This is a genomic window from Bradyrhizobium sp. USDA 4541 (genome assembly GCF_024171085.1).
Classification (GTDB): domain Bacteria; phylum Pseudomonadota; class Alphaproteobacteria; order Rhizobiales; family Xanthobacteraceae; genus Bradyrhizobium; species Bradyrhizobium australafricanum.
In genome coordinates this window covers 659,768-682,383 of sequence record NZ_JALJZF010000001.1, presented here as the reverse complement: position 1 = coordinate 682,383, position 22,616 = coordinate 659,768, and the positions used below count along the sequence as shown (strand labels likewise).

Sequence of the window (22,616 nt, the reverse complement as noted above, 5' to 3'; positions counted from 1 at the left end):
CGAGTTCGATTACCGGTATTTCCTCATCAAGATGCGGTTGATCAGGTTTGTGCTGTACAGCCATTCTTCCTAATGGACCTGGATTTGCTGGCCGGTGCGAGGCCGCGGTTTGGCGTACTCATCGACGCCATTCGCCGGATGTGGCCAGGTTTGATGCGCGCCCGTGCGCTCATGGTCGGGTGCGTCGCAGGGGAAGGTCATCTTGACGGGGACGAGGCCTGCCATCGAGGCTGCGCGGAACTGCTGGCCTCTACGATTGCAATACATGCTCGCAGGCTCGGGGCGCGGCTGATCGTGCTCAAGGAGTTTCCGGCGCGATACCGACCAATCCTCGACTGCTTGATCGCTCACGGCTTCACCCGCATCCCTAGCCTGCCCATGACCAGGCTTTGCATCGATTACGCCAATTTCGATGACTATATGAATCATGCGCTCAACAGCGCAACCCGCAAGAAACTTCGCAAGAAGTTTGAGGCGACAGCGCGGGCCTCTCCATCCGTCGAGATGAACGTCGTCAACGACGCGACGCCGGTGATCGCGCAGATCTATCCATTGTATTTCCAAGTCTATCAGCGTTCGAAACTGCACTTCGAGAAGCTGACGGAACAATACTTCTGCGACTTGGGGCGGCGGATGGGGGACAAGGTCCGCTTCTTCCTCTGGCGTCAGAACGAGCGGATCGTCGCGTTTGCCGCATGCATGGTACATGGTGACGCGATCTATGCGGAGTACATAGATCTTGACTACGATGTCGCCTTAGACCTGCACCTCTATCATTATGTGTTTCGCGACATGGTGAGCTGGGCAATCGCCAACGGGTACAAATGGTTTCGCAGCAGCGGGCTGAACTATGATCCAAAGCTGCACCTGAGGCACTTGCTTGATCCGATCGACTTATACGTTCGGCACACCTCCGCGCCGATCAACTCAGTGTTGAAGCGCATTTTGCCGGTGCTCGAGCCGATGCGATATGACGAGACGCTTGCGAAGTTTCGTAACTATCAGGAGCTTTGGGCGCAGCCCGAGACTGGCCTTGGGTCCGTCGAGGATACGGCCTAATCCACCAAAATCACCCGCACGTCATTGACGTTGGTCAGCGTCGGGCCGGTCAGGAGCAAATCCCCGGTCTGGGCGAAGAACCCCGTCGCATCGTTGTTCTCGAGATAGGCCTTCGGATCGAGGCCGATCGATTTCATCTTCGCGAATGTCGCCTGGTCGATCACGGCGCCGGCCGGGTCGGTCGCGCTGCCAGCGCCGCCGTCGGCGCCGTCGGTATCGGCGGCCAGTGCCGAGACGTCGGGTGTATCCTTCAGCAGGCCGGCCAGCGCCAGCGCGTATTCCTGGTTGGGGCCGCCGCGGCCATCGCCGCGCACCGTCACCGTCAGCTCGCCGCCGGAGATGATCGCAACGCGCTTGCCTTCGCTGCGCGCCTTCAGCGCCAGCCGCGCATGCTCGGCCGCGATCTCGCGGGCCTCGCCTTCGAGATCGGCGCCGAGCGCGATGGTCTCGTAGCCGGCGTCCCGCGCGACCTTCACCGCGGCGTCGATCGAGGCCTTCGGCTTTGCCAGCAGTTCGAATGTCGCCCGCGCGAAGGCGGCATCGCCGGGCTTGCAGCTTTCGTTCGCGGGATCGTCGAGCGCGCGGCGGACCGCGTCGTCGATGGAGAGATTGTATTTGGCGACCAGTGCGCGGGCGTCCGCCAGCGTGGTCGGATCCGGCACCGTCGGCCCGGAGGCGATCGCGGAGGGATCGTCATGCGGCACGTCCGATATCGCCAGCGTGACGATCTCGGCCGCGTGCTGGCCGGCGCGCGCCAGCCGTCCGCCCTTGATGCGCGAGAGATGCTTGCGCACGGTGTTCATCTCGCCGATCGGCGCGCCGGAGCGCAGCAGTGCGCGGTTGACCTGCTGCTTCTGGGTAAAGCTCACGCCGTCGACCGGCGCGATCCAGTTCGCCGAACCGCCGCCGGTCAGCAGCACCAGCAGGAGATCGTCCGGGGTCGCGGTCGCGGCGAGCCGCAGCGTGTCGTCCGCCGCCTTGAGCCCGGCCTCGTCGGGCACCGGGTGGCCGGCCTCGACCACCTTGATGCGGCGGGTCGGCACGCCATGGCCGTGGCGGGTGGTGGCGATGCCGACCAGCCGCGACGGATCGAGCTCGAGCGCGTCGAGATAATGCCGCTCGGCCGCCGCGGCCATCGCCGCGGCGCCCTTGCCTGCGCAGAGACAGATCACCCGTCCCTTCGGCACCGGCCGCAGCCGCGACGCCAGCACGACGTCGGGATGCGCAGCCGCCACAGCGGCATCGAAGATCGAACGCAGGAAAGGACGACGGTCGGTCATGGTTGTGCCTTATGTAACGCGGTCAGTGTCCGCCGACTTCGCCGCTGATGACGTCGCCGAACAATTGCCAGCGCTCGCCCTTGAACTGCATCAGCTGGAGCTGTTCGATCGGCTGGAAGTCGGCAGGCCCGGTCGACAGCGTCACGCCGGGCAGCAGGCCGCCCTGCGCGAATTGCTTCAGGCTCGCCGCCTGCTTCATCACATTGGCGCGGGTGAGGTCGTCACCGCAGCGGCGCAGCACCTCGACCATCGTGGTCGCCATGTTGTAGCCGGTCATCGCCGAGGCATCGACGCGGTTGGTGTCGGGCATGTATTTGGCGAGCAGTTCGTCGAACGCCTTCATGCCGGCGTCGTCCTTCCATTGCGGATCGCTGGCGTCCTTGGCGTAGGCGGCCGAGATCACGCCCTGCGCATTGTCGAGGCCGGCCGGACGCATCACGGTCGCGGTGGAGGCCGAGACGTTGGAGACGATGGTCACCGGCTTCCAGTTCATCTCGCCGAGCTTCTTGATCGCCTGGGCGCCGAATTTCGGCGTGGTGAAGAAGACGATGACGTCGGGATTGGAGGATTTCAGCCGCACCACATGGGAATCGATCGTCGGCTCGGCGACTTCATAGTTCTCCTTGGCGACGACGCGCGCGGGATCGCTGGCGAAGCCGTCTTCCAGGCCCTTGAGGTAGTCCTTGCCCATGTCGTCGTTCTGGTAGAGCACCGCGACCTTGGTGGCGGGCTTTTCCTTGAGCAGATATTTCGCGTAGATCCGCGACTCGCTCTGGTAGCTGGGCAGCCAGCCCATGGTCCAAGGGAAGGCCTTCGGATCGTTCCACTTGGTCGCGCCGGTGGCGACGAACAGCTGCGGTACCTTCTTGGCGTTGAGATATTTCTGGATCGCGGTGTTGGAGGCGGTGCCGAGCGTGCCGAACAGGAACAGCACCTCGTCGCTCTCGACCAGCTTGCGGGCCTGCTCGACGGCCTTCGGCGGCGAGTAGGCGTCGTCATAGGAGACGAAAGTGATCTTGCGCCCGTTGATGCCGCCGTCGTCGTTGACCTTCTTGAACACCGCGGCCATCGCCTTGCCGACCACGCCATAGGCCGACGCCGGGCCGCTATAGGGCACGATGTTGCCGATCTTGATCTCGGTGTCGCTCGCACCGGTGTCGTATTTCTTCTGCGCCCATGCGGCATTGCCGGTCGCGGCGGCGACGGCGAGGCCGAGCAGGGCGGTTGCGACACGGTGTCGGATCGGCATCGGCATTTCCCGAGATCTCCTTGTTGTTGCCGCCGCGCAAGGGCGCCGGTTTCTTGTCGGGGGTCTTGCCGGTTTACCTAGCGTATTGCCGGGTAAAGTGTAAGCAGGCATTGCCCGGGCCGGCCTGCGAGCAGGGCCATGGCCTTAAATTCCGGTTTCCGACGCGTTCTCTTCGCGCGAACCGGTACCCGCTTCGTTCGAAAACGCGCCAACAAAAAGCCCCCTGCGACGGTATCGCAGGGGGCCATTCCCGGTCGGGAGGCGGCGGGAAATCAGCCGCCGACGTCGGCGCTGATGACCTCGCCGAACAGTTCCCATTTCTCGCCCTTGAACTTCATCAGCTGCAGCTGGCTGATCGGCGCGAAATCGTTCGCCGCGGTGTTGATCTTGACGCCAGGCAGCAGCACCTCGGTGCGGAAGTCCTTCAGGCTTGCGGCCTGCTTCATGATGTTCTCGCGGGTGAGGTTGTCGCCGCACTGCTTCAGCACCTGGACCAGCGTCTGCGCCACGCCGAAGCCGACCACGGTGCCGCCGTCGAGCTTGTCGCCTTCGGGGAAGTCCTTGGCCATGAAGGCGTAGAACTCCTTCATGCCCGGGTCATTGTCCCATTGCTTGTCGGAAGCGTCCTTCAGGTAGGCGGCGGAGATGATATCCTGTGCGTTCTCGAAGCCGGCCGGTTTGATCACGCTGCCGACCGATGCCGACACGTTGTTGAGGAAGTGGGTCGGCTTCCAGCCGATCTCGGCGACCTTCTTGATCGCCTGGGCCGCGAATTTCGGCGTCGCGATGTCGATGAAGACGTCGGCGTTGCTCGCCTTCAGCTTGACGATGTTGCTGTCGATGGTCGGCTGGGAGGTCTCGAAGCTTTCTTCCGCGACGATCATGCTGGCGGCCTTCTGGCCGAGCCCGTCCTTCAGGCCCTTCAGATAATCCTTGCCGTAATCGTCATTCTGGTAGAGCACCGCGATCTTGGCGTTCGGCATGTTCTTCAGGATGTATTTTGCGTAGATCTGGGTCTCGCTCTGGTAGTTGGGCTGCCAGCCCATCGTCCAGGGAAAGTCCTTCGGGTCGTTCCACTTGGTGGCGCCGGTGGCGACGAACAGCTGCGGCACCTTCTTGGAGTTCATGTATTTCTGGATCGCCGAGTTCGACGGCGTGCCGAGCGAGTTGAAGATCAGCAGCACCTCGTCGCTCTCGACCAGCTTGCGGGCCTGTTCCACGGCCTTCGGCGGCGAGTAGGCGTCATCGTAGGAGATGAAGTTGATCTTGCGGCCATTGATGCCGCCGGCGTCGTTGACCTTCTTGAAATAGGCGGCCTCGGTGCGGCCGATGACGCCATAGGCGGACGCCGGGCCGCTGTAGGGCATGATGTTGCCGATCTTGATCTCGGTATCGCTGGCGCCGGTGTCGTATTTCTTCTGGGCAAGCGCAGCGCTGCCGGATGTCGCGAGGAGCGCGAGCGCGGCCCCGAGGACCGCAAGTTTTTTGGTAGCGGACATCTATGTCTCTCTCCCTGTTTGTCATGTGTCTCGGCCCTCTTGCTTGGAGAGCTCTTTGTTTGGCTGCAGTGATTATCATTTTAGGCGGTTCGTCTCAATGAGAAGCCCCTGCGGCAAACGCCGCAGGGGCGGTATCTTTGGTCGACCTTCCCGGCCTAACCGCCGACGTCGGCGCTCAAGACTTCGCCAAAGCGCTCCCAGGTCTCGCCCTTGAAGCGGATCAATTGCAGTTGCGAAAGCGGCGCGAAATCGGTCGCCGAGGTGTTGACCTTGACGCCGGGCAGCAGGCCGCCGGGCTCGTAATCGCGAATGCTGGCCGCCTGCTTCATGATGTTCTCGCGGGTCAGATTGTCACCGCAGGCCTTGAGCACGTGGACCAGGCCCTGCGAGACGATATAGGCGTACATCACGGAGGCATCGGCCCGGTTCGCTTCCGGATAGTACTTATCGAGGAATTCGTTCCAGGCAATCATCGCCTTGTCGGTCTTCCACTGCGCGTCGGTCGGATCCTTGAAATATTGCGACGAGACGATGTCCTGGGCGTTCTCGAAGCCCGCGGGCTTGATCACGCTGCCGATCGATCCGGAGACGTTGTTGAGGAAGTGCAGCGGCTTCCAGCCGAGCTCGGCATTCTTCTTGATCGCCTGCGCGGCGAACTTCGGCGTCGTGATGTTGAAGAATACGTCGGCGCCGGAGGCCTTGAGCCTGACGATGTGGGAGTCGATGGTCGGCTCCGTCACCTCATAGCTGTCCTCGGCGACGATCATCGACGCGGCCTTGGCGCCGAGCCCGTCCTTGAATCCCTTCAGATAGTCCTTGCCGTAGTCGTCGTTCTGGTAGAGCACCGCGATTTTGGCGTCCGGCTTGTTCTTCAGGATGTACTTCGCATAGATGATGGACTCGCTCTGGTAGTTGGGCTGCCAGCCCATCGTCCAGGGGAAATTCTGCGGGTCGTTCCACTTGGTGGCGCCGGTGGCGACGAACAGTTGCGGCACCTTCTTCTGGTTCATGTATTTTTGGATCGCCGAGTTCGGTGGCGTGCCGAGCGAATTGAAGATCAGCAGTACCTCGTCGCTCTCGACCAGCTTGCGCGCCTGCTCGACCGTCTTCGGCGGAGTGTAAGCGTCGTCGTAGCTGATGAAGGTGATCTTGCGGCCGTTGATGCCGCCCTCGGCGTTGATCTTGCGGAAATAGGCCTCCTCGGTCTTGCCGATCACGCCATAGGCTGAGGCCGCTCCGCTATAGGGCATGATGTTGCCGATCTTGATCTCGGTGTCGGAGGCGCCGGTGTCGTATTTCTTCTGGGCAAGCGCAGCGCTGCCGGATGCGGCGACGAGCGCAAGCGCAGCAGCAAATGCCGTCAATTGTCGTATTGCAGACATGCCGTTTCTCTCCCTGATTGCCGATGATGTGCCGCGGCCCCCTGTTTCGAGGGCTCATTATTGGTCGTAAAAACCTATCATCTTACCTGGGGTGTCTCAATGAAAAGCCCCTGCGGCGTTGCCGCAGGGGCTGCGTCTTTGGTCGACCACCCTCAAGGCGGGCCGCTGCTCAAAAATCCGCCAACGCGTTCGCGTGTGCGTGGAGTCAACCGCAGAGATTGCGGACGAGTAAAGCGACGCCGTTGAGTTGAGCGAGCGGATCGAACAGACCGACGTGACGATCAGTTGCTCAGATTGCTCGAAATGATGTCCCCGAACAGCTCCCACCTTTCGCCCTTGAACCGCATCAAGCGCAGTTGCTTGATCGGTGCGAAATCGGTGGCCGAGGTGTTGATGCTGATGCCCGGCAGCAGCGTGCCGGGGACGAAATCCTTCAGGCTTGCGGCCTGCTTCATGACATTGGCGCGGGTGAGGTCGTCACCGCACATCTCCAGCACCTTCACCATGGTCTGTGCGGCGGCGTAGCCGAACGAGGTGGCGCCGTCGAGCTTGTTGGCGTCGGGATAATTCTTCTTGAGGAAGGCGAGGAATTTCTCCATGCCGGGATCCTTGTCCCACTGCGGATCGGCGCCGTCCTTGAGATAGGATGCCGATAGGATACCCTGCGAATTCTCGAAGCCCGCCGGCTGCATCACGCCGCCGACCGACGCCGAGACATTGGCGACGATCTGCAACGGCGTCCACGCGATCTCGGCAGCCTTCTTGATCGCCTGTGCCGCGAATTTCGGCGTCGTGATGCTGACGAAGGTGTAGGCACCGGTGGCCTTCAGCTTGACGATGTGGCTGTCGATCGTGGGCTCGGATGTCTCGTAGGCCTCCTCGGCGACGATCATCGATGCCTTGTCGCCGAAGGCGTCCTTCAAGCCCTTGAGGTAGTCCTTGCCGAAATCGTCGTTCTGGTAGAGCACGGCGACCTTGGCGTCGGGCTTGTGCTTCATGATGTATTTTGCGTAGACCCGCGCCTCGTCCTGGTAGGACGGCTGCCAGCCCATGGTCCACGGATAATCTTTCGGGTCGTTCCACTTCGAGGCGCCGGAGGCGATGAACAGCTGCGGCACCTGCTTCTCGTTCATGTATTTCCGGATCGCCGCATTGGTCGCGGTCCCGACCGAGCCGAACAGCAGCAGCACTTCGTCGTTCTCGACCAGCTTGCGCGCCTGCTCCACCGTCTTGGGCGGCGAGTAGCCGTCATCGTAGGAGATGAACTTGATCTTGCGGCCGTGGATGCCGCCGGCATCGTTGATCATCCTGAAGTAGGCGGCCTCGGTCTTGCCGATCGTGCCATAGGCCGAGGCGGGGCCGCTGTAGGGCATGGTGTTGCCGATCTTGATCTCGGTGTCGCTGGCCCCGGTGTCGTATTTCTTCTGCGCCAGCGCGACATTGCAGCTCGTCAGGATCAGAGCGAATGCGGACAACAGCGCCGTCAGGGACGGACGTGCGGCAGTCATGGTTTCCCCACCTCGGGTTCTTTGTTTGGAGTATTCAATACCATCGGCGCGGGGCGTCAACAAAAAGCCCCCGCGACGGATATCGCGGAGGCTGTTGTTTTATTCCCGCAGTGCAACGTCACTCGGAGGGGACGTCGCCGGAAATGATGTCACCGAACAGCTCCCACTTCTGCCCCTTGAAACGCTGCATCTGCAGCTGGGCGATCGGGGCGAAGTCGGTGGCCGAGGTGTTGATCTTGACGCCGGGCAGCAGGGTGTCGGGCGTAAAGTCCTTCAGGCTCGCCGCCTGCTTCATGACGTTGGCGCGGGTGAGATCGTCGCCGCACATTTCGAGCACCTTGGCGAGCGTCTGTGCGGCGCCATAGCCGTACACATAGCCGCCGTCGGTCTTGTCGGCGCCCGGCATGTACTTGTCGAGAAACTCGGCCCACTTCTTCATGCCGGGGTCGTTGTTCCACTGTGTGTCGGCGCCGTCCTTGGCGTAGGCCGCCGACAGCACGCCCTGCGCGTTGTCGAAGCCCGCCGGCTGCATCACGCTGCCGACCGAGGCCGACACGTTGGTGATGATCTGCAGCGGCTTCCAGCCGAGCTCGGCGGTCTTCTTGATGGTCTGCGCGCCGAACTTCGGCGTGGTGTAGATCAGCAGCACGTCGGGATTGGCGGCCTTGATCTTGACGATGTGGCCGTCGATCGACGGCTCCGAAATCTCATAGCTCTCCTCCATGATGATGCTGGAGGCCGCCTTGGCGCCAAAGCCGTCCTTGGTGCCCTTGAGGTAGTCTTTGCCGAAATCGTCGTTCTGATAGAGGATCGCGATCTTGGCGTCGGGCTTCTCCTTCATCAGCCACTTGGCGTAGATCTGCGCTTCGCTCTGGTAGCTCGGCTGCCAGCCCATGGTCCACGGGAAGTTCTTCGGGTCGTTCCACTTGGTGGCGCCTGTCGCGACGAACAGCTGCGGGATCTTCTTGGAATTCAGGTATTTCTGGATCGCGGTGTTGGACGGGGTGCCGAGCGGGTTGAAGACGAGCAATACCTCGTCGCTCTCGACCAGCTTGCGCACCTGCTCGACCGCCTTCGGCGGCGAGTAGGCGTCGTCATAGCTGACGAAATTGACCTTGCGGCCGTTGATGCCGCCGCGATCGTTGATCATCTTGAAGTAGGCTTCTTCGGTCTTGCCGATCACGCCGTAGGCGGAGGCTGGTCCCGAATAGGGGATGATGTTGCCGACCTTGATCTCGGTATCGCTTGCGCCGGTGTCGTATTTCTTTTGGGCGAATGCGGCAGTGGACGTCGCGGCAACAGCGACGATCGCCGCGGAAATCGCGGCGATCCGAACGGTAGAAAGCATAATATCTCCTGGTTTGCTTCTATAGGCTGTCAGTTTTTCTTGAACTTTGCGGCCAGTTGCTGGGCAACGATCGCAACCTGCCTGGCGCCGTGCGGCACGAGGAAGATGACGAGGAACAGCAGCACGCCGAACACCGCGCCCGAAAGGCCCTTCGAAATACCTTCGGCGATGTTGGGCACGAAGATGATGAAGGCGGAGCCGACGATCGAGCCGGGCAACCAGCCGACGCCGCCGACCACCATGCCGAGGAACAGCGAGATCGCGAGCTGGATGGTGTAGCCGTCGGGCGCCACGAACTGCACCGCGATGGCGCCGAGACCGCCGGCAACGCCGGTGATGCCGGCCGAGACGCCGAACGCCAGCGTCTTGTACAGCGCGACGTCGACGCCCATCGCGGAAGCCGCGATCTCGTTGTCGCGGATCGCCATGAAGGCGCGGCCGGAGCGCGAGCGCAGCAGGTTCACCGAAGCGATATAGATCGCGATCGTGACCACCAGCGTGAAGTAATACAGCCACATGTCCTGCCCCATCGGCAGGCCGAACGGCGCATCCGGCTTGGTGACCACGAGACCCTGCACGCCGCCGGTCCAGTGCTCGAAATAGCCCAGCTTCAGAAGCTGAGGCATCGCGGTGGCTAGCGCAAAGGTCGCGAGCGCCAGATAGACGCCGGATAGCCGCAGCGCCGGCTGGCCGAACAGGAAGCCGAAGGCGAAGCAGACGATGCCGGCGATCGGCAGCGTGAGGGCATAGTTCATGCCCACATGCTCCATCAGGATCGCCGAGGTATAGGCGCCGACGGCATAGAACGCGCTCTGGCCGAGCGAGAACTGGCCGCTTCCGCCGGTCAGGATGTTGAGCGCCAGCACCGCGAGGCCGTAGATCAGAAGCATCGTCATCTGGAAGATGATGAAGTTCTTGACGAACAGCGGGATCAGGATCAGCGCGGCGAGCACGACGAGCGAGGTGCCGTAGCCCAGCGTCATGGCGCGCTTGGGAACGGCCTCGACGGCCTGGCCTTCGGTGACGACTTCGACTTCTTCAGCGGCGCTCATGATCAAACTCGCTTCACGATGGCGCGGCCGAACAGGCCTGCCGGTTTCACGACCAGGACGACGATGATCAGCGCAAGCGCGATCGGAAGTTTCAGTTCATTGCCGACGCCGGGGATGTAGGTGCCGACGAGGTTCTCGAAGACGCCGACCAGGAAGCCGCCCATGACGGCGCCGAACGGGCTCGACAGGCCGCCGAGCACGGCTGCGGCAAATCCATAGATCAGCACGCCGAGCATCATGTTCGGCTCGAGGAACACCACAGGTGCGATCATCATGCCGGCGATCGAGCCGATCGAGGCGGCCATGCCCCAGCCCAGCGCGATCATCCACGAGGTGTTGATGCCGACCAGCCGGGCCGATTCTGGCAGCGATGCGGCGGCGCGCATCGCAAGACCGACCCGGGTGAAGCGGAAGAAGAAGAACAGCAGGAGCAGCATCAACAGCGTGATGCCGATCATGCCGGCCTGGTGGGTCGAGATCAGCTGGCTGCCGAGGAACGGTGAGGAACCGAACGGCGTCGGATACTGCTTGATGGTGAAGTCCCAGATCAGGCCGGCGACCGAGTTGATGATCGCGTAGAGCGCGATGAAGCCGGCGACGTTGGTCAGGATCGGCGCCTTCGCCAGCGGCTTGAACAGCAACCGCTCGATGACGATGCCGGCGGCGAACGAAAAGGCGACGGTGAGCACGAAGGCGCCCCAATATGGCACGCCCCATTGCATCAGCTGCCAGGACACGAAGGTCGAGAACATCGCCATTTCGCCCTGGGCGAAATTCAGATGGTCGATGGCCTGGTAGATCATGACCACCGCGAGCGCCATGCAGGCATAGATCGCGCCGGTGGCGATGCCGGCCAGGACCTGGTTGGCAAAAAGCTCCATTGTGCCAGCTCCCTCAGTAGCCGAGATAGGATTTGCGGACGTCTTCGTTGTTCGCGATGTCCTTGGCATTGCCCGACATCACGATCCGTCCGGTTTCGATCACGTAGGCCTGGTCGGCGAGCTCGAGCGCGAGCTGCGCATTCTGCTCGACCACCAGGATGGTCACCTTTTCCTCGCGATTGATCTTTCCGAGGATGCGGAACAGGTCGCGCACGATCAGCGGCGCGAGGCCGAACGACGGCTCGTCGAGCAGCATCAGGCGCGGCCGCAGCATCAGCGCGCGCGCCACCGCGAGCATCTGCTGCTCGCCGCCGGACAGCGTGCCGGCCTGCTGGGTGTAGCGCTGCTTCAGCACCGGGAAATGCTCGTACATCCGTTCGATGTCGGCGCCGATCGCCTTCTTGTCCGGGCGGCTGATGGCGCCGAGCTGCAGGTTTTCCTCCACCGTCATGTTGGTGAAGGTGCCGCGGCCCTGCGGCACGTGGGCGATGCCGAGGCGGACCACGTTTTCGGTCGAGCGCGTGCCGATCGGCTTGCCCTCGAACTCGATCGCGCCGGTGGAGCGCACCATGTTGCAGATCGCCCGCAGTGTGGTGGTCTTGCCGGCGCCGTTGGCGCCGAGCAGCGTGGTCAGCGAACCCTCGTTGAGCGAAAAGGAGAGGCCGTGCAGGGCCTGGACCTGGCCGTAATAGGCGCGCAGGTCCTTGACGTTGAGCATCGTGGTCATTGGTCCTTGCTCCCCAGATAGGCCTTGATGACATCAGGGTCGGCCTGGACCTGGGCCGGCGTGCCTTCGGCAAGCTTGCGGCCGAAATTGAGCGCGACGACGTGGTCGGCGATCGACATCACGAGACCCATGTGATGCTCGACCAGCAGCACGGTGATCTTGCGGTCGTCGCGGATTTTGCGGATCAGGTCGCCGAGCACATAGACTTCTTCGTGATTGAGGCCGCCGGCCGGCTCGTCGAGCAGCAGGATCTTCGGATCCGCGGCCAGGGCGCGCGCCAGTTCGACGCGCTTCTGGGTGCCGAACGGAAGTCCCGAGACCACGGTGTGGGCGACGTCCTCGAGATCGAGATAGCCTAGGATGTCGTGCACCTTCTTGTTCATGTCGGTCTCGCCGCGGCGGACCCAGGCGAGGCGCAGCGAGTCGCTGACGATGTCGCTCGAGGTGCGCGCATGCGCGCCGACGCGCACATTGTCGATCACGGACAGGTTGGGGAACAGCGCGACGTTCTGGAAGGTGCGGCCGATGCCGATCTCGGCGATCCGGTGCGGCGGGCGCGACAGGATGCTCTTGCCTTCCATCAGGATGTCGCCCGACGACGGCTGATAGAGCCGCGACAGGCAATTGAACAGCGTCGTCTTGCCGGCGCCGTTCGGCCCGATCAGCCCGAGGATCTGTCCATGGCGCATGTCGAACGACACGCCGTTCAGTGCGATGATGCCGCCGAACACGACGCTGACGTCGCGAACCGCGAGCAGGGGATCATTCCCCTGCGCGAGCTGTGCCTGCGTCATCTCGTCTCGCCCGCCGTCTTCGAGCGGTGCGAGCGGCCCTGCGATGCGTTTCGCTGGACGTGATGGAGGCTATCTGATCCCCTCGGCCAAACGTGCAACTTTCCCTCCTACTCTGGTCTTTTTGCGTTCTTCTTTTTTGGATTGCGGCGCCATTCCACCGAGCGCCTGCTCGATGTTCCTTACCATCGCGACAAGACGAGGTCCAATGTCGTTGAGCAATCTGTCTTCCGTGAAGCGGAATGCCGGCGCGCCGCAATTGAAGGCGTAAGGACCGGTTCCGTCGTTCAATCTCAATGCAACGCCGACTGCGGCGACGTCGTTCTGCCAGTCGCCTGCGGACATCGTGAAGCCGTGCTTCGCGACCGTCTCGCCGGAGCGCTCGATGCCGTCGCGCATCTTGGCCCAGCGGCTGCCGTAGTGATCCCGCAGCTCACGCAGTAAAGCCGCGCGCTCGTCGGGCGGCAATGCCCAAATATAAGCACGCCCCATCGCGGTGGTTGCGATCGGCACCCGCGAGCCGACGTCGAGTTGTACGCCGAGCGCCAGGCCGTTCCGGCTCTGGCCGAAATAAATCATGCTGTGGCGGTCGCGGCCGCCGACGGCGACCGCTCCGCCGGTCGCGCGCATCACTTCTTCTCGATAGGGCTCGGACAAATGCCGAACGCCGAGATTGGCGAGCGCGGCGTAGCCGAGTGCCATCGCCGACGGCGCGAGTTGGTACTTCTCGAACTTCGGTACAGGTGTAAGGTATCCCAGCTTAGTCAGCGTGTAGGTCAGCCGGGAAATGGTTGGCTTCGGTAACTTGGTGCGGGCCGCAATCTCCTGATTGCCGAGCAGCCCGTCATTGGGTTGGAATGCGCGCAGGACGTCCAGTCCGCGGGAAAGGGCGACGACGAAATTGCGATCGGTCGCGGCTTTCTTGCTAGCGCGCTTCATCCCTATCCTTGCCCTGCCCTTGTCATGCTCGTTGACAAGGCACGTGCTTCAAAATAACCCTCCATGTCAAGATGTGGAATTAAATTTCGCAGTGCGAAATTGGTCTAATCGTAGCGGCTCAACGCAAGTCGTGCAGCTACTCAACACAAGTCCAAGAACAAGCATCCAGGGAGAGTCCCGGTGAGTGAAGTCGTCAAGCTCGAACGTCATGACAATATTGCCGTCGTCACGGTTAACAGTCCGCCTGTGAATGCGCTGAGCGCCGCGGTGCGCGGCGGCATCTTCGAGTGCATCAAGAGCGCGATCGATGATGCGCAGGTCCAGGGCATCGTGCTGACCTGCGCCGGCCGCACCTTCATCGCCGGCGCCGACATCACCGAATTCGGCAAGCCGCCGAAGCCGCCCGGGCTCGCCGAAGTGCTGAGCCTGATGGAGAGTTCGCCGAAGCCGATCGTTGCCGCCATCCACGGCACCGCGCTCGGCGGCGGCCTCGAGGTCGCGCTGGCCTGCCACTACCGTGTCGCCACCAAGGACGCCAAGCTCGGTCTGCCCGAGGTGAAGCTCGGCCTGCTGCCCGGCGCCGGCGGCACCCAGCGCCTGCCGCGCGCGGTCGGTCCCGAGCTCGCGGTCAAGATGATCGTCGGCGGCGATCCGATCGGCGCGGACGCGGCGCTGAAGGCCGGCCTGATCGAGGAGATCGTCGAGGGACCGGCTTCGGGCGGTGAGGCATTTGCGCGCAAGGTGGTCGCCGAGAAGCGTCCGCTGCGCAAGCTGCGCGACGACGACAGCAAGCTCGCCGCGGCCAAGGCCGATCGTTCGATCTTCACCAATGCGGTCGCTGCGCTGACCAAGAAGTCGCGCGGCCTCGAGGCGCCGTTCGCCGCTGCCGACGCCGTCGGCGCCGCGATCGACCTGCCGTTCGACGAGGGCCTGAAGAAGGAGCGCGAGGGCTTCCTCAAGCTGATGAACGGCGACCAGTCCAAGGCACAGCGCTACGCCTTCTTCGCCGAGCGCGAGGCCGCCAAGATCTCCGGTGTCCCCGACGGCACCAAGGGCCGCAACGTGGCGCGCGTCGCCATCCTCGGCGCCGGCACCATGGGCGGCGGCATCGCGATGTCGTTCGCCAATGCCGGCATCCCGGTCACCCTGATCGAGACCGGCGAGGAGCAGCTCAAGCGCGGCATGGGCATCATGCAGAAGAACTACGAGGCAACCGCCGCCCGCGGCGGCATCCCGGCGGACGCGCCCGCCAAGCGGATGGCGCTGATCAACGGCGTCGTCGGCATCGAGAACGTCGGCGACGCCGATCTCGTGATCGAGGCGGTGTTCGAGACCATGGCGGTCAAGAAGGAAGTGTTCGGCAAGCTCGACCAGTACGCCAAGCCGGGCGCGGTGCTGGCCTCCAACACCTCCTATCTCAACATCGACGAGATCGCGAAGTCGACCAAGCGTCCGCAGGACGTGCTCGGCATGCACTTCTTCTCGCCGGCCAACGTCATGAAGCTGTGCGAGATCGTGCGCGCCGACAAGACCGCGCCGGACGCGCTGGTCACGGCCGTCTCGATCGCCCGCAAGATCGCCAAGGTGCCGGCAGTGGTCGGCGTCTGCGACGGCTTCGTCGGCAACCGCATGCTGGCGCAGCGCGGCAAGCAGTCCGAGAAGCTGTTGTTCGAAGGCGCCCTGCCGCAGCAGGTCGACGCCGTGGTGACCAAGTTCGGCATGCCGATGGGCCCGTTCGCGATGGGCGATCTCGCCGGTCTCGATATCGGCTGGCGCTCGCGCAAGGACCGCGGCATCAAGTCGGAGATCGCCGACGCGCTGTGCGAAGCCGGCCGCTTCGGCCAGAAGACCGGCAAGGGCTACTACAAGTACGAGCAGGGCTCGCGCGCGGCGCTGCCCGATCCGGAGGTCGAGAAGCTGATCGACGAGACGCTGGCGCGCCTCGGCCGCAAGAAGCGCGTCGTCAGTGACGACGAGATCCTCGAGCGCATGATGTACCCGATGATCAACGAAGGCGCGAAGATCCTCGCCGAGGGCATCGCGGCGCGTCCGTCGGATATCGACGTGGTCTGGCTCTATGGCTATGGCTGGCCGATCTATCGCGGCGGTCCGATGTTCTGGGCCGACACCGTCGGCCTCAAGCACATCGCCGATCGCCTGGCCTTCTACGCCAAGGAGACCAACGATCCCTCGCTCGAGCCGGCGCCGCTGCTCAAGAAGCTCGCCGACGAGGGCAAGACCTTCGCCTCGCTCGCCGCGCCGTCGAAGGCGGCGTGATTGGCCGACTGTAACCACGTGTCATTCCGGGATGCGCCGTAAGGCGCAGACCCGGAATCTCGAGATTCCCCGATGCGCAAATTGCGCATCTTAGGTTCACGCTGCGCGTGCCACGGAATGACAGTTTCCAGAGTCTGGTTTTCATGACCTATCCCGGCGAACAATATTATCCCAAGGGCGTGCAGTGGAGCGACGAGATCACGCGCGGCACGCTGCCGGACCTGCTGTCGAGCGCCGCCGCCGAGTTCGGCGCGCGCCCGGTGCTCGAATTCCGCGACCGGCCGATCAGCTACGCCGAGCTGGAGGCCCTGGTCGAGACCGCCGCCGCTTCCTTCATGCGGGCCGGCTACGGCAAGGGAACGTCGGTCGCGCTGTTCCTCGGCAATTCGCCTGACCATCCGATCAATTTCTTCGGTGCGCTGAAGGCCGGCGCCCGCGTCGTGCATCTGTCGCCGCTCGACGGCGAGATCGCGCTGTCGCACAAGCTGTCCGATTCAGGCGCGCGGGTGCTGGTCACCAGCAATTTGTCGGCGCTGTTACCGACCGCGCTGAAATTCCTCGCCAAGGGTCTGCTCGACCGTCTGATCGTCTGCGAGGACGACAATTGGGGCAAGGTCGGCACGCCGCAAACCGCGCTGCCCGACAATCCCGCGATCATCACCCACCGCGAGTTCATCGACGGCGCGACCAGGCCGTCGCAATGGCCGGCGGTCGACGTCGAGGACGTCGCGCTGCTGCAATACACCGGCGGCACCACGGGCCTGCCCAAGGGCGCAATGCTCAGCCACGGCAATCTCACCGCGGCGGTGTCGATCTACGACGTCTGGGGCAAGCCCGGGCGGCTCGAACGCAATGCGATCGAGCGCGTGATCTGCGTGCTGCCGCTGTTTCACATCTACGCACTGACCGTCGTGCTGCTGTCGGCGATCCGGCGCGGCCATTTGATCTCGCTGCACCAGCGCTTCGACGTCGAGGCCGTGATGCGCGACATCGAGGTCAAGCGCGCAACGGTGTTTCCCGGCGTGCCGACGATGTGGATCGCGATCGCCTCGCTGCCCGATCTCGACAAGCGCGATCTCTCTTCGCTGGTGGTCGCCGGCTCCGGCGGCGCGCCGCTGCCGGTGGAGGTCGCCAAGATCTTCGAGCGCCGCGTCGGCATGAAGCTGAAGAGCGGCTGGGGCATGACCGAGACCTGCTCGCCCGGCACCGGCCATCCCAAGGAGGGACCGGAGAAACCAGGCTCGATCGGGCTGATGCTGCCCGGCATCGAGATGGACGTCGTGTCGCTGGAGGATTCCACCAGGGTGATGCCGGTCGGCGAGGTCGGCGAGATCCGCATCCGCGGCCCGAACGTCACCAAGGGCTACTGGAACAGGCCGGCGGAGACCGCGGAGGCTTTCGTCGGCGACCGCTTCCTCACCGGCGACATCGGCTACATGGACGCCGACGGCTATTTCTATCTGGTCGACCGCAAGAAGGACATGATCATCTCCGGCGGCTTCAACGTCTATCCGCAGATGATCGAGCAGGCGATCTACACCCATCCTGCCGTGCAGGAGGTGATCGTGATCGGCATTCCCGACGATTACCGCGGTGAGGCGGCAAAGGCCTTCATCAAGCTGCGCGACGGCGAGAAGACCTTCTCGATCGACGAGCTGCGTGCATTCCTCACCGGCAAGGTCGGTAAGCACGAACTGCCGGCGGCCGTCGAGTTCGTCGACGAATTGCCGCGCACCCCGGTCGGCAAGCTGTCGCGTCACGAATTGCGCCAGCAGCAGCCCAAGACTGCTCAAACCGAGACATCTCAATCCACGCAACAACAGACTGCATCAGGATCTCGCTCATGACCGACGCCGTTATCGTCTCCACCGCCCGCACGCCGATCGGCAAGGCCTATCGCGGCGCGCTCAACGTCACCGAGGGCGCGACCTTGCTCGGGCACGCGATCGGCGAAGCGGTGGCGCGCGCCAAGGTCGATCCGAAGGAGATCGAGGACGTGGTGATGGGCGCGGCGATGCAGCAGGGCGCGACCGGCGGCAACATCGCGCGCAAGGCACTGCTCCGCGCCGGGTTGCCGGTGACCGTTGCCGGCACCACGATCGACCGCCAATGCGCCTCCGGCCTGCAGGCGATTGCGCTCGCCGCACGCTCGGTGATCTTCGACGGCGTCGAGATCGCGGTCGGCGGCGGCGGCGAGTCGATCTCGCTGGTGCAGAACGACAAGATGAATTCCTTCCATGCCCAGGATCCGGCGCTGCTCAAGATCAAGGGCGAGGTCTACATGCCCATGATCGACACCGCCGAGATCGTCGCCAAGCGCTACAACATCTCGCGCGAGAAGCAGGACGAGTATGGGCTCGAAAGCCAGCGCCGCACCGCGGCCGCGCAGCAGGGCGGCAAGTTCAAGGAAGAGCTCGCGCCGATCACCACCATGATGGCGGTCACCGACAAGGCGACCGGTGCCGTCACGATGAAAGAGGTGACGCTGTCGCAGGACGAAGGTCCGCGGCCGGAGACCACGGCCGAAGGGCTTGCCAGCCTCAAGCCGGTGCGCGGCGACGGTTTCACCATCACCGCCGGCAATGCCAGCCAGCTCTCGGACGGCGCCAGCGCCTCCGTGATCATGAGCGACAAGGAAGCCGCCAAGCGCGGGCTGAAGCCGCTCGGGATCTTCCGCGGCTTCGTCTCCGCCGGCTGCGAGCCGGACGAGATGGGCATCGGCCCGGTGTTCGCGGTGCCGCGGCTGCTGAAGCGCCACGGCCTCAAGGTCGACGACATCGATCTCTGGGAGCTCAACGAGGCCTTCGCGGTGCAGGTGCTCTATTGCCGCGACAAGCTCGGCATCGATCCGGAGAAGATCAACGTCAATGGCGGCGCGATTTCGGTCGGCCATCCCTACGGCATGTCGGGTGCGCGGCTCACCGGCCACGCGCTGATCGAGGGCCGCCGCCGCAAGGCCAAGTACGCCGTCGTCACCATGTGCGTCGGTGGCGGCATGGGCGCGGCCGGCCTGTTCGAGGTGCTGCAGTAGGATTGTCGTCCCGGCGAAGGCCGGGACCCATACGCCGCGGCTTCTCTTTGGGCACATGCGGCAGCCGGCGTTGTCAAACACGAAAGCCGGTGGTTATGGGTCCCGGCCTTCGCCGGGACGACCAGGAAAGAAGCAGTTGAATTTCAAAAGGAGGATCTGATGGATCTCGCTTTCACCAAGGAAGAGATAGCGTTTCGCGAGGAGGTGCGGGAGTTCTTCAAGAACAACGTGCCGCCGGAGACCCGGCGCAAGCTGCAGGAAGGCCGCCATCTGTCGAAGGACGAGATGGTCACCTGGTGGCGCATCCTCAACAAGAAGGGCTGGGGCGTCACCCACTGGCCGAAGGAATATGGCGGCACCGGCTGGAGCACCGTGCAGCACTACATCTTCAACGAGGAGCTGCAGTCCTATCCGGCGCCGCAGCCGCTCGCCTTCGGCGTCAGCATGGTCGGCCCGGTGATCTACACCTTCGGCAACGAGAAGCAGAAGAAGGAATATCTGCCGCGCATCGCCAATGTCGACGACTGGTGGTGCCAGGGCTTCTCGGAGCCGGGCTCGGGTTCGGACCTCGCGTCGCTGAAGACCAAGGCCGAGCGCCGTGGCGACAAGTGGATCATCAACGGCCAGAAGACCTGGACCACGCTCGCCCAGCACGCCGACATGATCTTCTGCCTCTGCCGCACCGATCCGGCCGCGAAGAAGCAGATGGGCATCTCCTTCATCGTGTTCAGCATGAAGTCGAAGGGCGTCACCGTGCGTCCGATCCAGACCATCGACGGCGGACACGAGGTCAACGAGGTGTTCTTCGACGACGTCGAGGTGCCCTACGAGAACCTGATCGGCGAGGAGAACAAGGGCTGGGATTACGCAAAATTCCTGCTCGGCAATGAGCGCACCGGCATCGCCCGGGTCGGCGTGTCGAAGGAGCGGCTGCGCCGCATCCGCGCGCTGGCCTCCAAGGTCGAGTCCGGCGGCCGTCCGGTGATCGAGGATCCGGCGTTCCGCGAGAAGCTCACGGCCTGCGAGATCGAGCTGAAGGCGCTCGAACTCACCCAGCTCCGCGTCGTCGCCGACGAGGGCAAGCACGGCAAGGGCAAACCCAATCCGGCCTCCTCGGTGCTCAAGATCAAGGGCTCGGAGATCCAGCAGACCACCACCGAGCTGCTGATGGAGATCATCGGTCCGTTCGCCGCGCCCTATGACGAGCACGGCGATGCCGGCTCGAACGAGAGCATGGATTGGACCGCGCAGATCGCGCCGAGCTACTTCAACAACCGCAAGGTTTCGATCTACGGCGGCTCCAACGAGATCCAGCGCAACATCATCAGCAAGGCGGTGCTGGGGCTTTGATCCTCTCCCTCTCCCCGCTCTTCGCGGGGAGAGGGTTGGGGTGAGGGGCATCTCTCCGAGCAACGACTGCCGAGAGACCTGTACCCCCTCACCCGGATCGCTTCGCGATCCGACCTCTCCCCGCAAGCGGGGCGAGGTGAAGAGGCCCCGGCTTGAACAACGATCAGTTAGTTAAGGGAACGAACATGGATTTTGATCTGTCCGAGGAGCAGCGGCTTCTCAAGGAAAGCGTCGACGGGTTGCTGGCGGATGCCTACGACTTCGATGCGCGCAAGAAGTACATGAAGGAGAAGGGCGGCTGGAGCAAAGCGCTCTGGGGCAAGCTCGCCGAGCAGGGCCTGCTCGGTCTGCCCTTTGCGGAGACCGATGGCGGCTTCGGCGCCGGCGCGGTCGAGACCATGATCGTGATGGAAGCGCTCGGCAAGGCGCTGGTGGTCGAGCCTTATCTCGCCACCGTCGTGGTCGCCGGCGGCTTCCTGCGCCATGGCGGCTCGGCCGAGCAGAAGGCCAAGCACATTCCCGGCATCATCGACGGCAGCAAGACCTTCGGCTTTGCCCAGCTCGAGAAGAACTCGCGCTACGACCTGTTTGATGTCGTGACCACGGCGAAGAAGAAAGGCGACGGCTGGGTGATCGACGGCGAGAAGTTCGTCGTGCTCAACGGCGAGAACGCCCAGACCTTGATCGTGACCGCGCGCACCAAGGGCGGCCAGCGCGACAAGACCGGCATCGGCGTGTTCCTGGTTCCGGCGGATGCCAAGGGCGTCACCAGGAAGGGCTATCCGACCCAGGACGGCCTGCACGCCGCCGACATCACCTTCACCAATGTCGAGGTCGGTGCTGACGCTGCGATCGGCGATCCCGAGAACGGCCTGCCCCTGATCGAGCGCGTCGCCGACGAAGCCCGCATTGCGCTGTGCGCGGAAGCGGTCGGCGCGATGGACGAGTCGCTGAAGGAGACGGTCGAGTACATCAAGACCCGCAAGCAGTTCGGCGTTGCGATCGGCTCGTTCCAGAGCCTGCAGCACCGTGCCGCCGATATGTTCGTGGCGCTGGAGCAGGCCCGCAGCATGTCGATGTTCGCCACCATGGCGTCGGACTTCGACGATGCCAAGGAGCGTGCGTCGGCGGTTGCCGCCGCCAAGGTGCAGGTCGGCAAGTCCCTGAAGTTCGTCGGCCAGCAGTCGATCCAGCTTCACGGCGGCATCGGCATGACCATGGAAGCCAAGATCGGTCACTACTTCAAGCGGCTGACCATGATCGAAAACACGCTCGGCGACACCGACTATCACCTCCGTCGCGTCAGCGAGGGCGGCGGGCTGCTGGCGTAACCACACAGGCGTCATTCCGGGGCTCGCGAAGCGAGAACCCGGAATCTCGCGCCGTAACCTCTGGATTCCGGGTTCGCGACTGCGTCGCGCCCCGGAATGACGTGCAACTAACAGGGAAACAACAACAATGAAAAACACCCCGTTCGATCTCACCGGCCAGGTCGCGGTCATCACCGGCTCGAGCCGCGGCATCGGCCGCGCATCGGCGGAGCTTTTGGCAAAACTCGGCGCCAAGGTCGTGATCTCCTCGCGCAAGGCGGATGCTTGCCAGGAAGTCGCCGACGGCATCAAGAAGGCGGGCGGCGATGCGCTCGTCATCCCCTGCAACATCGCGCGCCGCAGCGAGGTCGAGGCGCTGGTCTCGGGGACGATCAAGCATTACGGCAAGATCGACATCCTGGTCTGCAACGCCGCGGTCAATCCCTATTACGGCCCGCTGCTCGACATCACCGACGAGGCCTTCGACAAGATCATGGGCTCCAACGTCAAGAGCAACATCTGGCTGTCCGCGCTGGCGATCCCGCAGATGGCCGAACGCGGCAAGGGTTCGGTCGTGATCATCTCCTCGATCGGCGGACTTCGGGGTTCTACGGTGATCGGCGCCTACGGCATCTCCAAGGCCGCCGACTTCGCGCTGTGCCGCAGCCTTGCCGGCGAGTGGGGCCCGAAGGGCGTGCGCGTCAATTGCGTGGCGCCGGGCCTGGTGAAGACCGATTTCGCCCGCGCGCTATGGGAGGACCCGGACAATCTGAAGCGCCGCACCGCATCGACGCCGCTCCGCCGCATCGGCGAGCCCGACGAGATCGCCGGCGCCGTGGCCTATCTCGCCTCCGATGCCTCGACGTTCATGACCGGCCAGACCATCGTGGTCGACGGCGGCGTCACGACGGCTGCGACTTAATCTTCAAGAGA

At 63.7% G+C, this 22,616-nt stretch carries 18 protein-coding genes; 7 read left to right on the top strand and 11 right to left on the bottom strand.

Annotation, left to right across the window (positions count from 1 at the left end):
- Positions 1-72 precede the first annotated feature (72 nt).
- Positions 73-1,059, top strand: coding sequence for a GNAT family N-acetyltransferase (locus J2R80_RS03280; RefSeq protein WP_244558950.1), 987 nt, complete (start codon positions 73-75; stop codon positions 1,057-1,059).
- On the opposite strand, the gene J2R80_RS03275 is transcribed toward J2R80_RS03280, so the two are convergent.
- From J2R80_RS03275 to J2R80_RS03225, 11 genes are all read right to left on the bottom strand, one after another.
- Complete coding sequence (locus J2R80_RS03275; protein WP_076832483.1) at positions 1,056-2,339, bottom strand: glycerate kinase; 1,284 nt, start codon at positions 2,337-2,339, stop codon at positions 1,056-1,058. The genes J2R80_RS03280 and J2R80_RS03275 overlap by 4 nt on opposite strands.
- A gap of 22 nt (positions 2,340-2,361) precedes the next feature.
- On the bottom strand, positions 2,362-3,594 hold the full coding sequence (locus tag J2R80_RS03270; protein WP_253637984.1) for an ABC transporter substrate-binding protein: 1,233 nt from the start codon (positions 3,592-3,594) through the stop codon (positions 2,362-2,364).
- A gap of 266 nt (positions 3,595-3,860) precedes the next feature.
- Positions 3,861-5,087, bottom strand: a complete 1,227-nt coding sequence (locus J2R80_RS03265; protein ID WP_076832480.1) for an ABC transporter substrate-binding protein — start codon at positions 5,085-5,087, stop codon at positions 3,861-3,863.
- Positions 5,088-5,242: 155 nt separating this feature from the next.
- Positions 5,243-6,469 carry an ABC transporter substrate-binding protein gene (locus J2R80_RS03260; RefSeq protein WP_076832477.1) on the bottom strand — a complete coding sequence of 409 codons (1,227 nt, stop codon included), beginning with the start codon at positions 6,467-6,469 and terminating at the stop codon, positions 5,243-5,245.
- Between the two features lie 281 nt (positions 6,470-6,750).
- On the bottom strand, positions 6,751-7,977 hold the full coding sequence (locus tag J2R80_RS03255; RefSeq protein ID WP_253637983.1) for an ABC transporter substrate-binding protein: 1,227 nt from the start codon (positions 7,975-7,977) through the stop codon (positions 6,751-6,753).
- Positions 7,978-8,095: 118 nt separating this feature from the next.
- Positions 8,096-9,325, bottom strand: a complete 1,230-nt coding sequence (locus tag J2R80_RS03250) for an ABC transporter substrate-binding protein (RefSeq protein ID WP_028338101.1) — start codon at positions 9,323-9,325, stop codon at positions 8,096-8,098.
- Positions 9,326-9,354: 29 nt separating this feature from the next.
- A complete protein-coding gene (locus tag J2R80_RS03245) occupies positions 9,355-10,377 on the bottom strand; it encodes a branched-chain amino acid ABC transporter permease (protein ID WP_076832475.1) in 1,023 nt (340 codons plus the stop codon).
- Positions 10,378-10,379: 2 nt separating this feature from the next.
- Positions 10,380-11,258, bottom strand: a complete 879-nt coding sequence (locus J2R80_RS03240; protein WP_028339071.1) for a branched-chain amino acid ABC transporter permease — start codon at positions 11,256-11,258, stop codon at positions 10,380-10,382.
- A 13-nt stretch (positions 11,259-11,271) separates the two neighbouring features.
- Entirely contained in the window at positions 11,272-11,985 is a 714-nt protein-coding gene (locus J2R80_RS03235) for an ABC transporter ATP-binding protein (protein ID WP_038384532.1), read from the bottom strand.
- Complete coding sequence (locus tag J2R80_RS03230) at positions 11,982-12,779, bottom strand: ABC transporter ATP-binding protein (protein ID WP_016847575.1); 798 nt, start codon at positions 12,777-12,779, stop codon at positions 11,982-11,984. Before J2R80_RS03230 ends, J2R80_RS03235 begins: the two co-directional genes overlap by 4 nt.
- Positions 12,780-12,848: 69 nt before the next feature.
- The gene (locus tag J2R80_RS03225; RefSeq protein ID WP_018269093.1) at positions 12,849-13,715 is read right to left on the bottom strand and encodes an IclR family transcriptional regulator; all 867 of its coding nucleotides are present in this window, start codon (positions 13,713-13,715) and stop codon (positions 12,849-12,851) included.
- A gap of 180 nt (positions 13,716-13,895) precedes the next feature.
- Here J2R80_RS03225 and J2R80_RS03220 point away from each other — a divergent pair, with 180 nt between their 5' ends.
- The 6 genes from J2R80_RS03220 (at position 13,896) to J2R80_RS03195 (ending at position 22,605) form a co-directional block, all read left to right on the top strand.
- A complete protein-coding gene (locus tag J2R80_RS03220; protein WP_076832472.1) occupies positions 13,896-15,992 on the top strand; it encodes a 3-hydroxyacyl-CoA dehydrogenase NAD-binding domain-containing protein in 2,097 nt (698 codons plus the stop codon).
- Between the two features lie 143 nt (positions 15,993-16,135).
- Complete coding sequence (gene pimA / locus J2R80_RS03215; protein WP_076832469.1) at positions 16,136-17,839, top strand: dicarboxylate--CoA ligase PimA; 1,704 nt, start codon at positions 16,136-16,138, stop codon at positions 17,837-17,839.
- Complete coding sequence (locus tag J2R80_RS03210) at positions 17,836-19,023, top strand: acetyl-CoA C-acyltransferase (protein ID WP_076832466.1); 1,188 nt, start codon at positions 17,836-17,838, stop codon at positions 19,021-19,023. Before pimA ends, J2R80_RS03210 begins: the two co-directional genes overlap by 4 nt.
- A 159-nt stretch (positions 19,024-19,182) precedes the next feature.
- Positions 19,183-20,373 (top strand): pimeloyl-CoA dehydrogenase large subunit, encoded by a 1,191-nt coding sequence (pimC, locus tag J2R80_RS03205; RefSeq protein WP_018269091.1) that lies wholly within the window; start codon positions 19,183-19,185, stop codon positions 20,371-20,373.
- A 185-nt stretch (positions 20,374-20,558) separates the two neighbouring features.
- A complete protein-coding gene (pimD, locus tag J2R80_RS03200) occupies positions 20,559-21,704 on the top strand; it encodes a pimeloyl-CoA dehydrogenase small subunit (protein ID WP_076832464.1) in 1,146 nt (381 codons plus the stop codon).
- 127 nt (positions 21,705-21,831) lie between these two features.
- Positions 21,832-22,605: an SDR family NAD(P)-dependent oxidoreductase gene (locus tag J2R80_RS03195; RefSeq protein WP_076832461.1), complete on the top strand. Its 774-nt coding sequence runs from the start codon at positions 21,832-21,834 to the stop codon at positions 22,603-22,605.
- The last annotated feature ends 11 nt before the right edge of the window (positions 22,606-22,616 follow it).

Coding starts and splice junctions, on each gene's coding strand:
- J2R80_RS03280 (WP_244558950.1), top strand. CDS start 73: ATGGACCTGGATTTGCTGGCCGGTGCGAGGCCGCGGTTTGGCGTACTC.
- J2R80_RS03275 (WP_076832483.1), bottom strand. CDS start 2,339: ATGACCGACCGTCGTCCTTTCCTGCGTTCGATCTTCGATGCCGCTGTG.
- J2R80_RS03270 (WP_253637984.1), bottom strand. CDS start 3,594: ATGCCGATGCCGATCCGACACCGTGTCGCAACCGCCCTGCTCGGCCTC.
- J2R80_RS03265 (WP_076832480.1), bottom strand. CDS start 5,087: ATGTCCGCTACCAAAAAACTTGCGGTCCTCGGGGCCGCGCTCGCGCTC.
- J2R80_RS03260 (WP_076832477.1), bottom strand. CDS start 6,469: ATGTCTGCAATACGACAATTGACGGCATTTGCTGCTGCGCTTGCGCTC.
- J2R80_RS03255 (WP_253637983.1), bottom strand. CDS start 7,977: ATGACTGCCGCACGTCCGTCCCTGACGGCGCTGTTGTCCGCATTCGCT.
- J2R80_RS03250 (WP_028338101.1), bottom strand. CDS start 9,325: ATGCTTTCTACCGTTCGGATCGCCGCGATTTCCGCGGCGATCGTCGCT.
- J2R80_RS03245 (WP_076832475.1), bottom strand. CDS start 10,377: ATGAGCGCCGCTGAAGAAGTCGAAGTCGTCACCGAAGGCCAGGCCGTC.
- J2R80_RS03240 (WP_028339071.1), bottom strand. CDS start 11,258: ATGGAGCTTTTTGCCAACCAGGTCCTGGCCGGCATCGCCACCGGCGCG.
- J2R80_RS03235 (WP_038384532.1), bottom strand. CDS start 11,985: ATGACCACGATGCTCAACGTCAAGGACCTGCGCGCCTATTACGGCCAG.
- J2R80_RS03230 (WP_016847575.1), bottom strand. CDS start 12,779: ATGACGCAGGCACAGCTCGCGCAGGGGAATGATCCCCTGCTCGCGGTT.
- J2R80_RS03225 (WP_018269093.1), bottom strand. CDS start 13,715: ATGAAGCGCGCTAGCAAGAAAGCCGCGACCGATCGCAATTTCGTCGTC.
- pimA (WP_076832469.1), top strand. CDS start 16,136: ATGACCTATCCCGGCGAACAATATTATCCCAAGGGCGTGCAGTGGAGC.
- J2R80_RS03210 (WP_076832466.1), top strand. CDS start 17,836: ATGACCGACGCCGTTATCGTCTCCACCGCCCGCACGCCGATCGGCAAG.
- pimC (WP_018269091.1), top strand. CDS start 19,183: ATGGATCTCGCTTTCACCAAGGAAGAGATAGCGTTTCGCGAGGAGGTG.
- pimD (WP_076832464.1), top strand. CDS start 20,559: ATGGATTTTGATCTGTCCGAGGAGCAGCGGCTTCTCAAGGAAAGCGTC.
- J2R80_RS03195 (WP_076832461.1), top strand. CDS start 21,832: ATGAAAAACACCCCGTTCGATCTCACCGGCCAGGTCGCGGTCATCACC.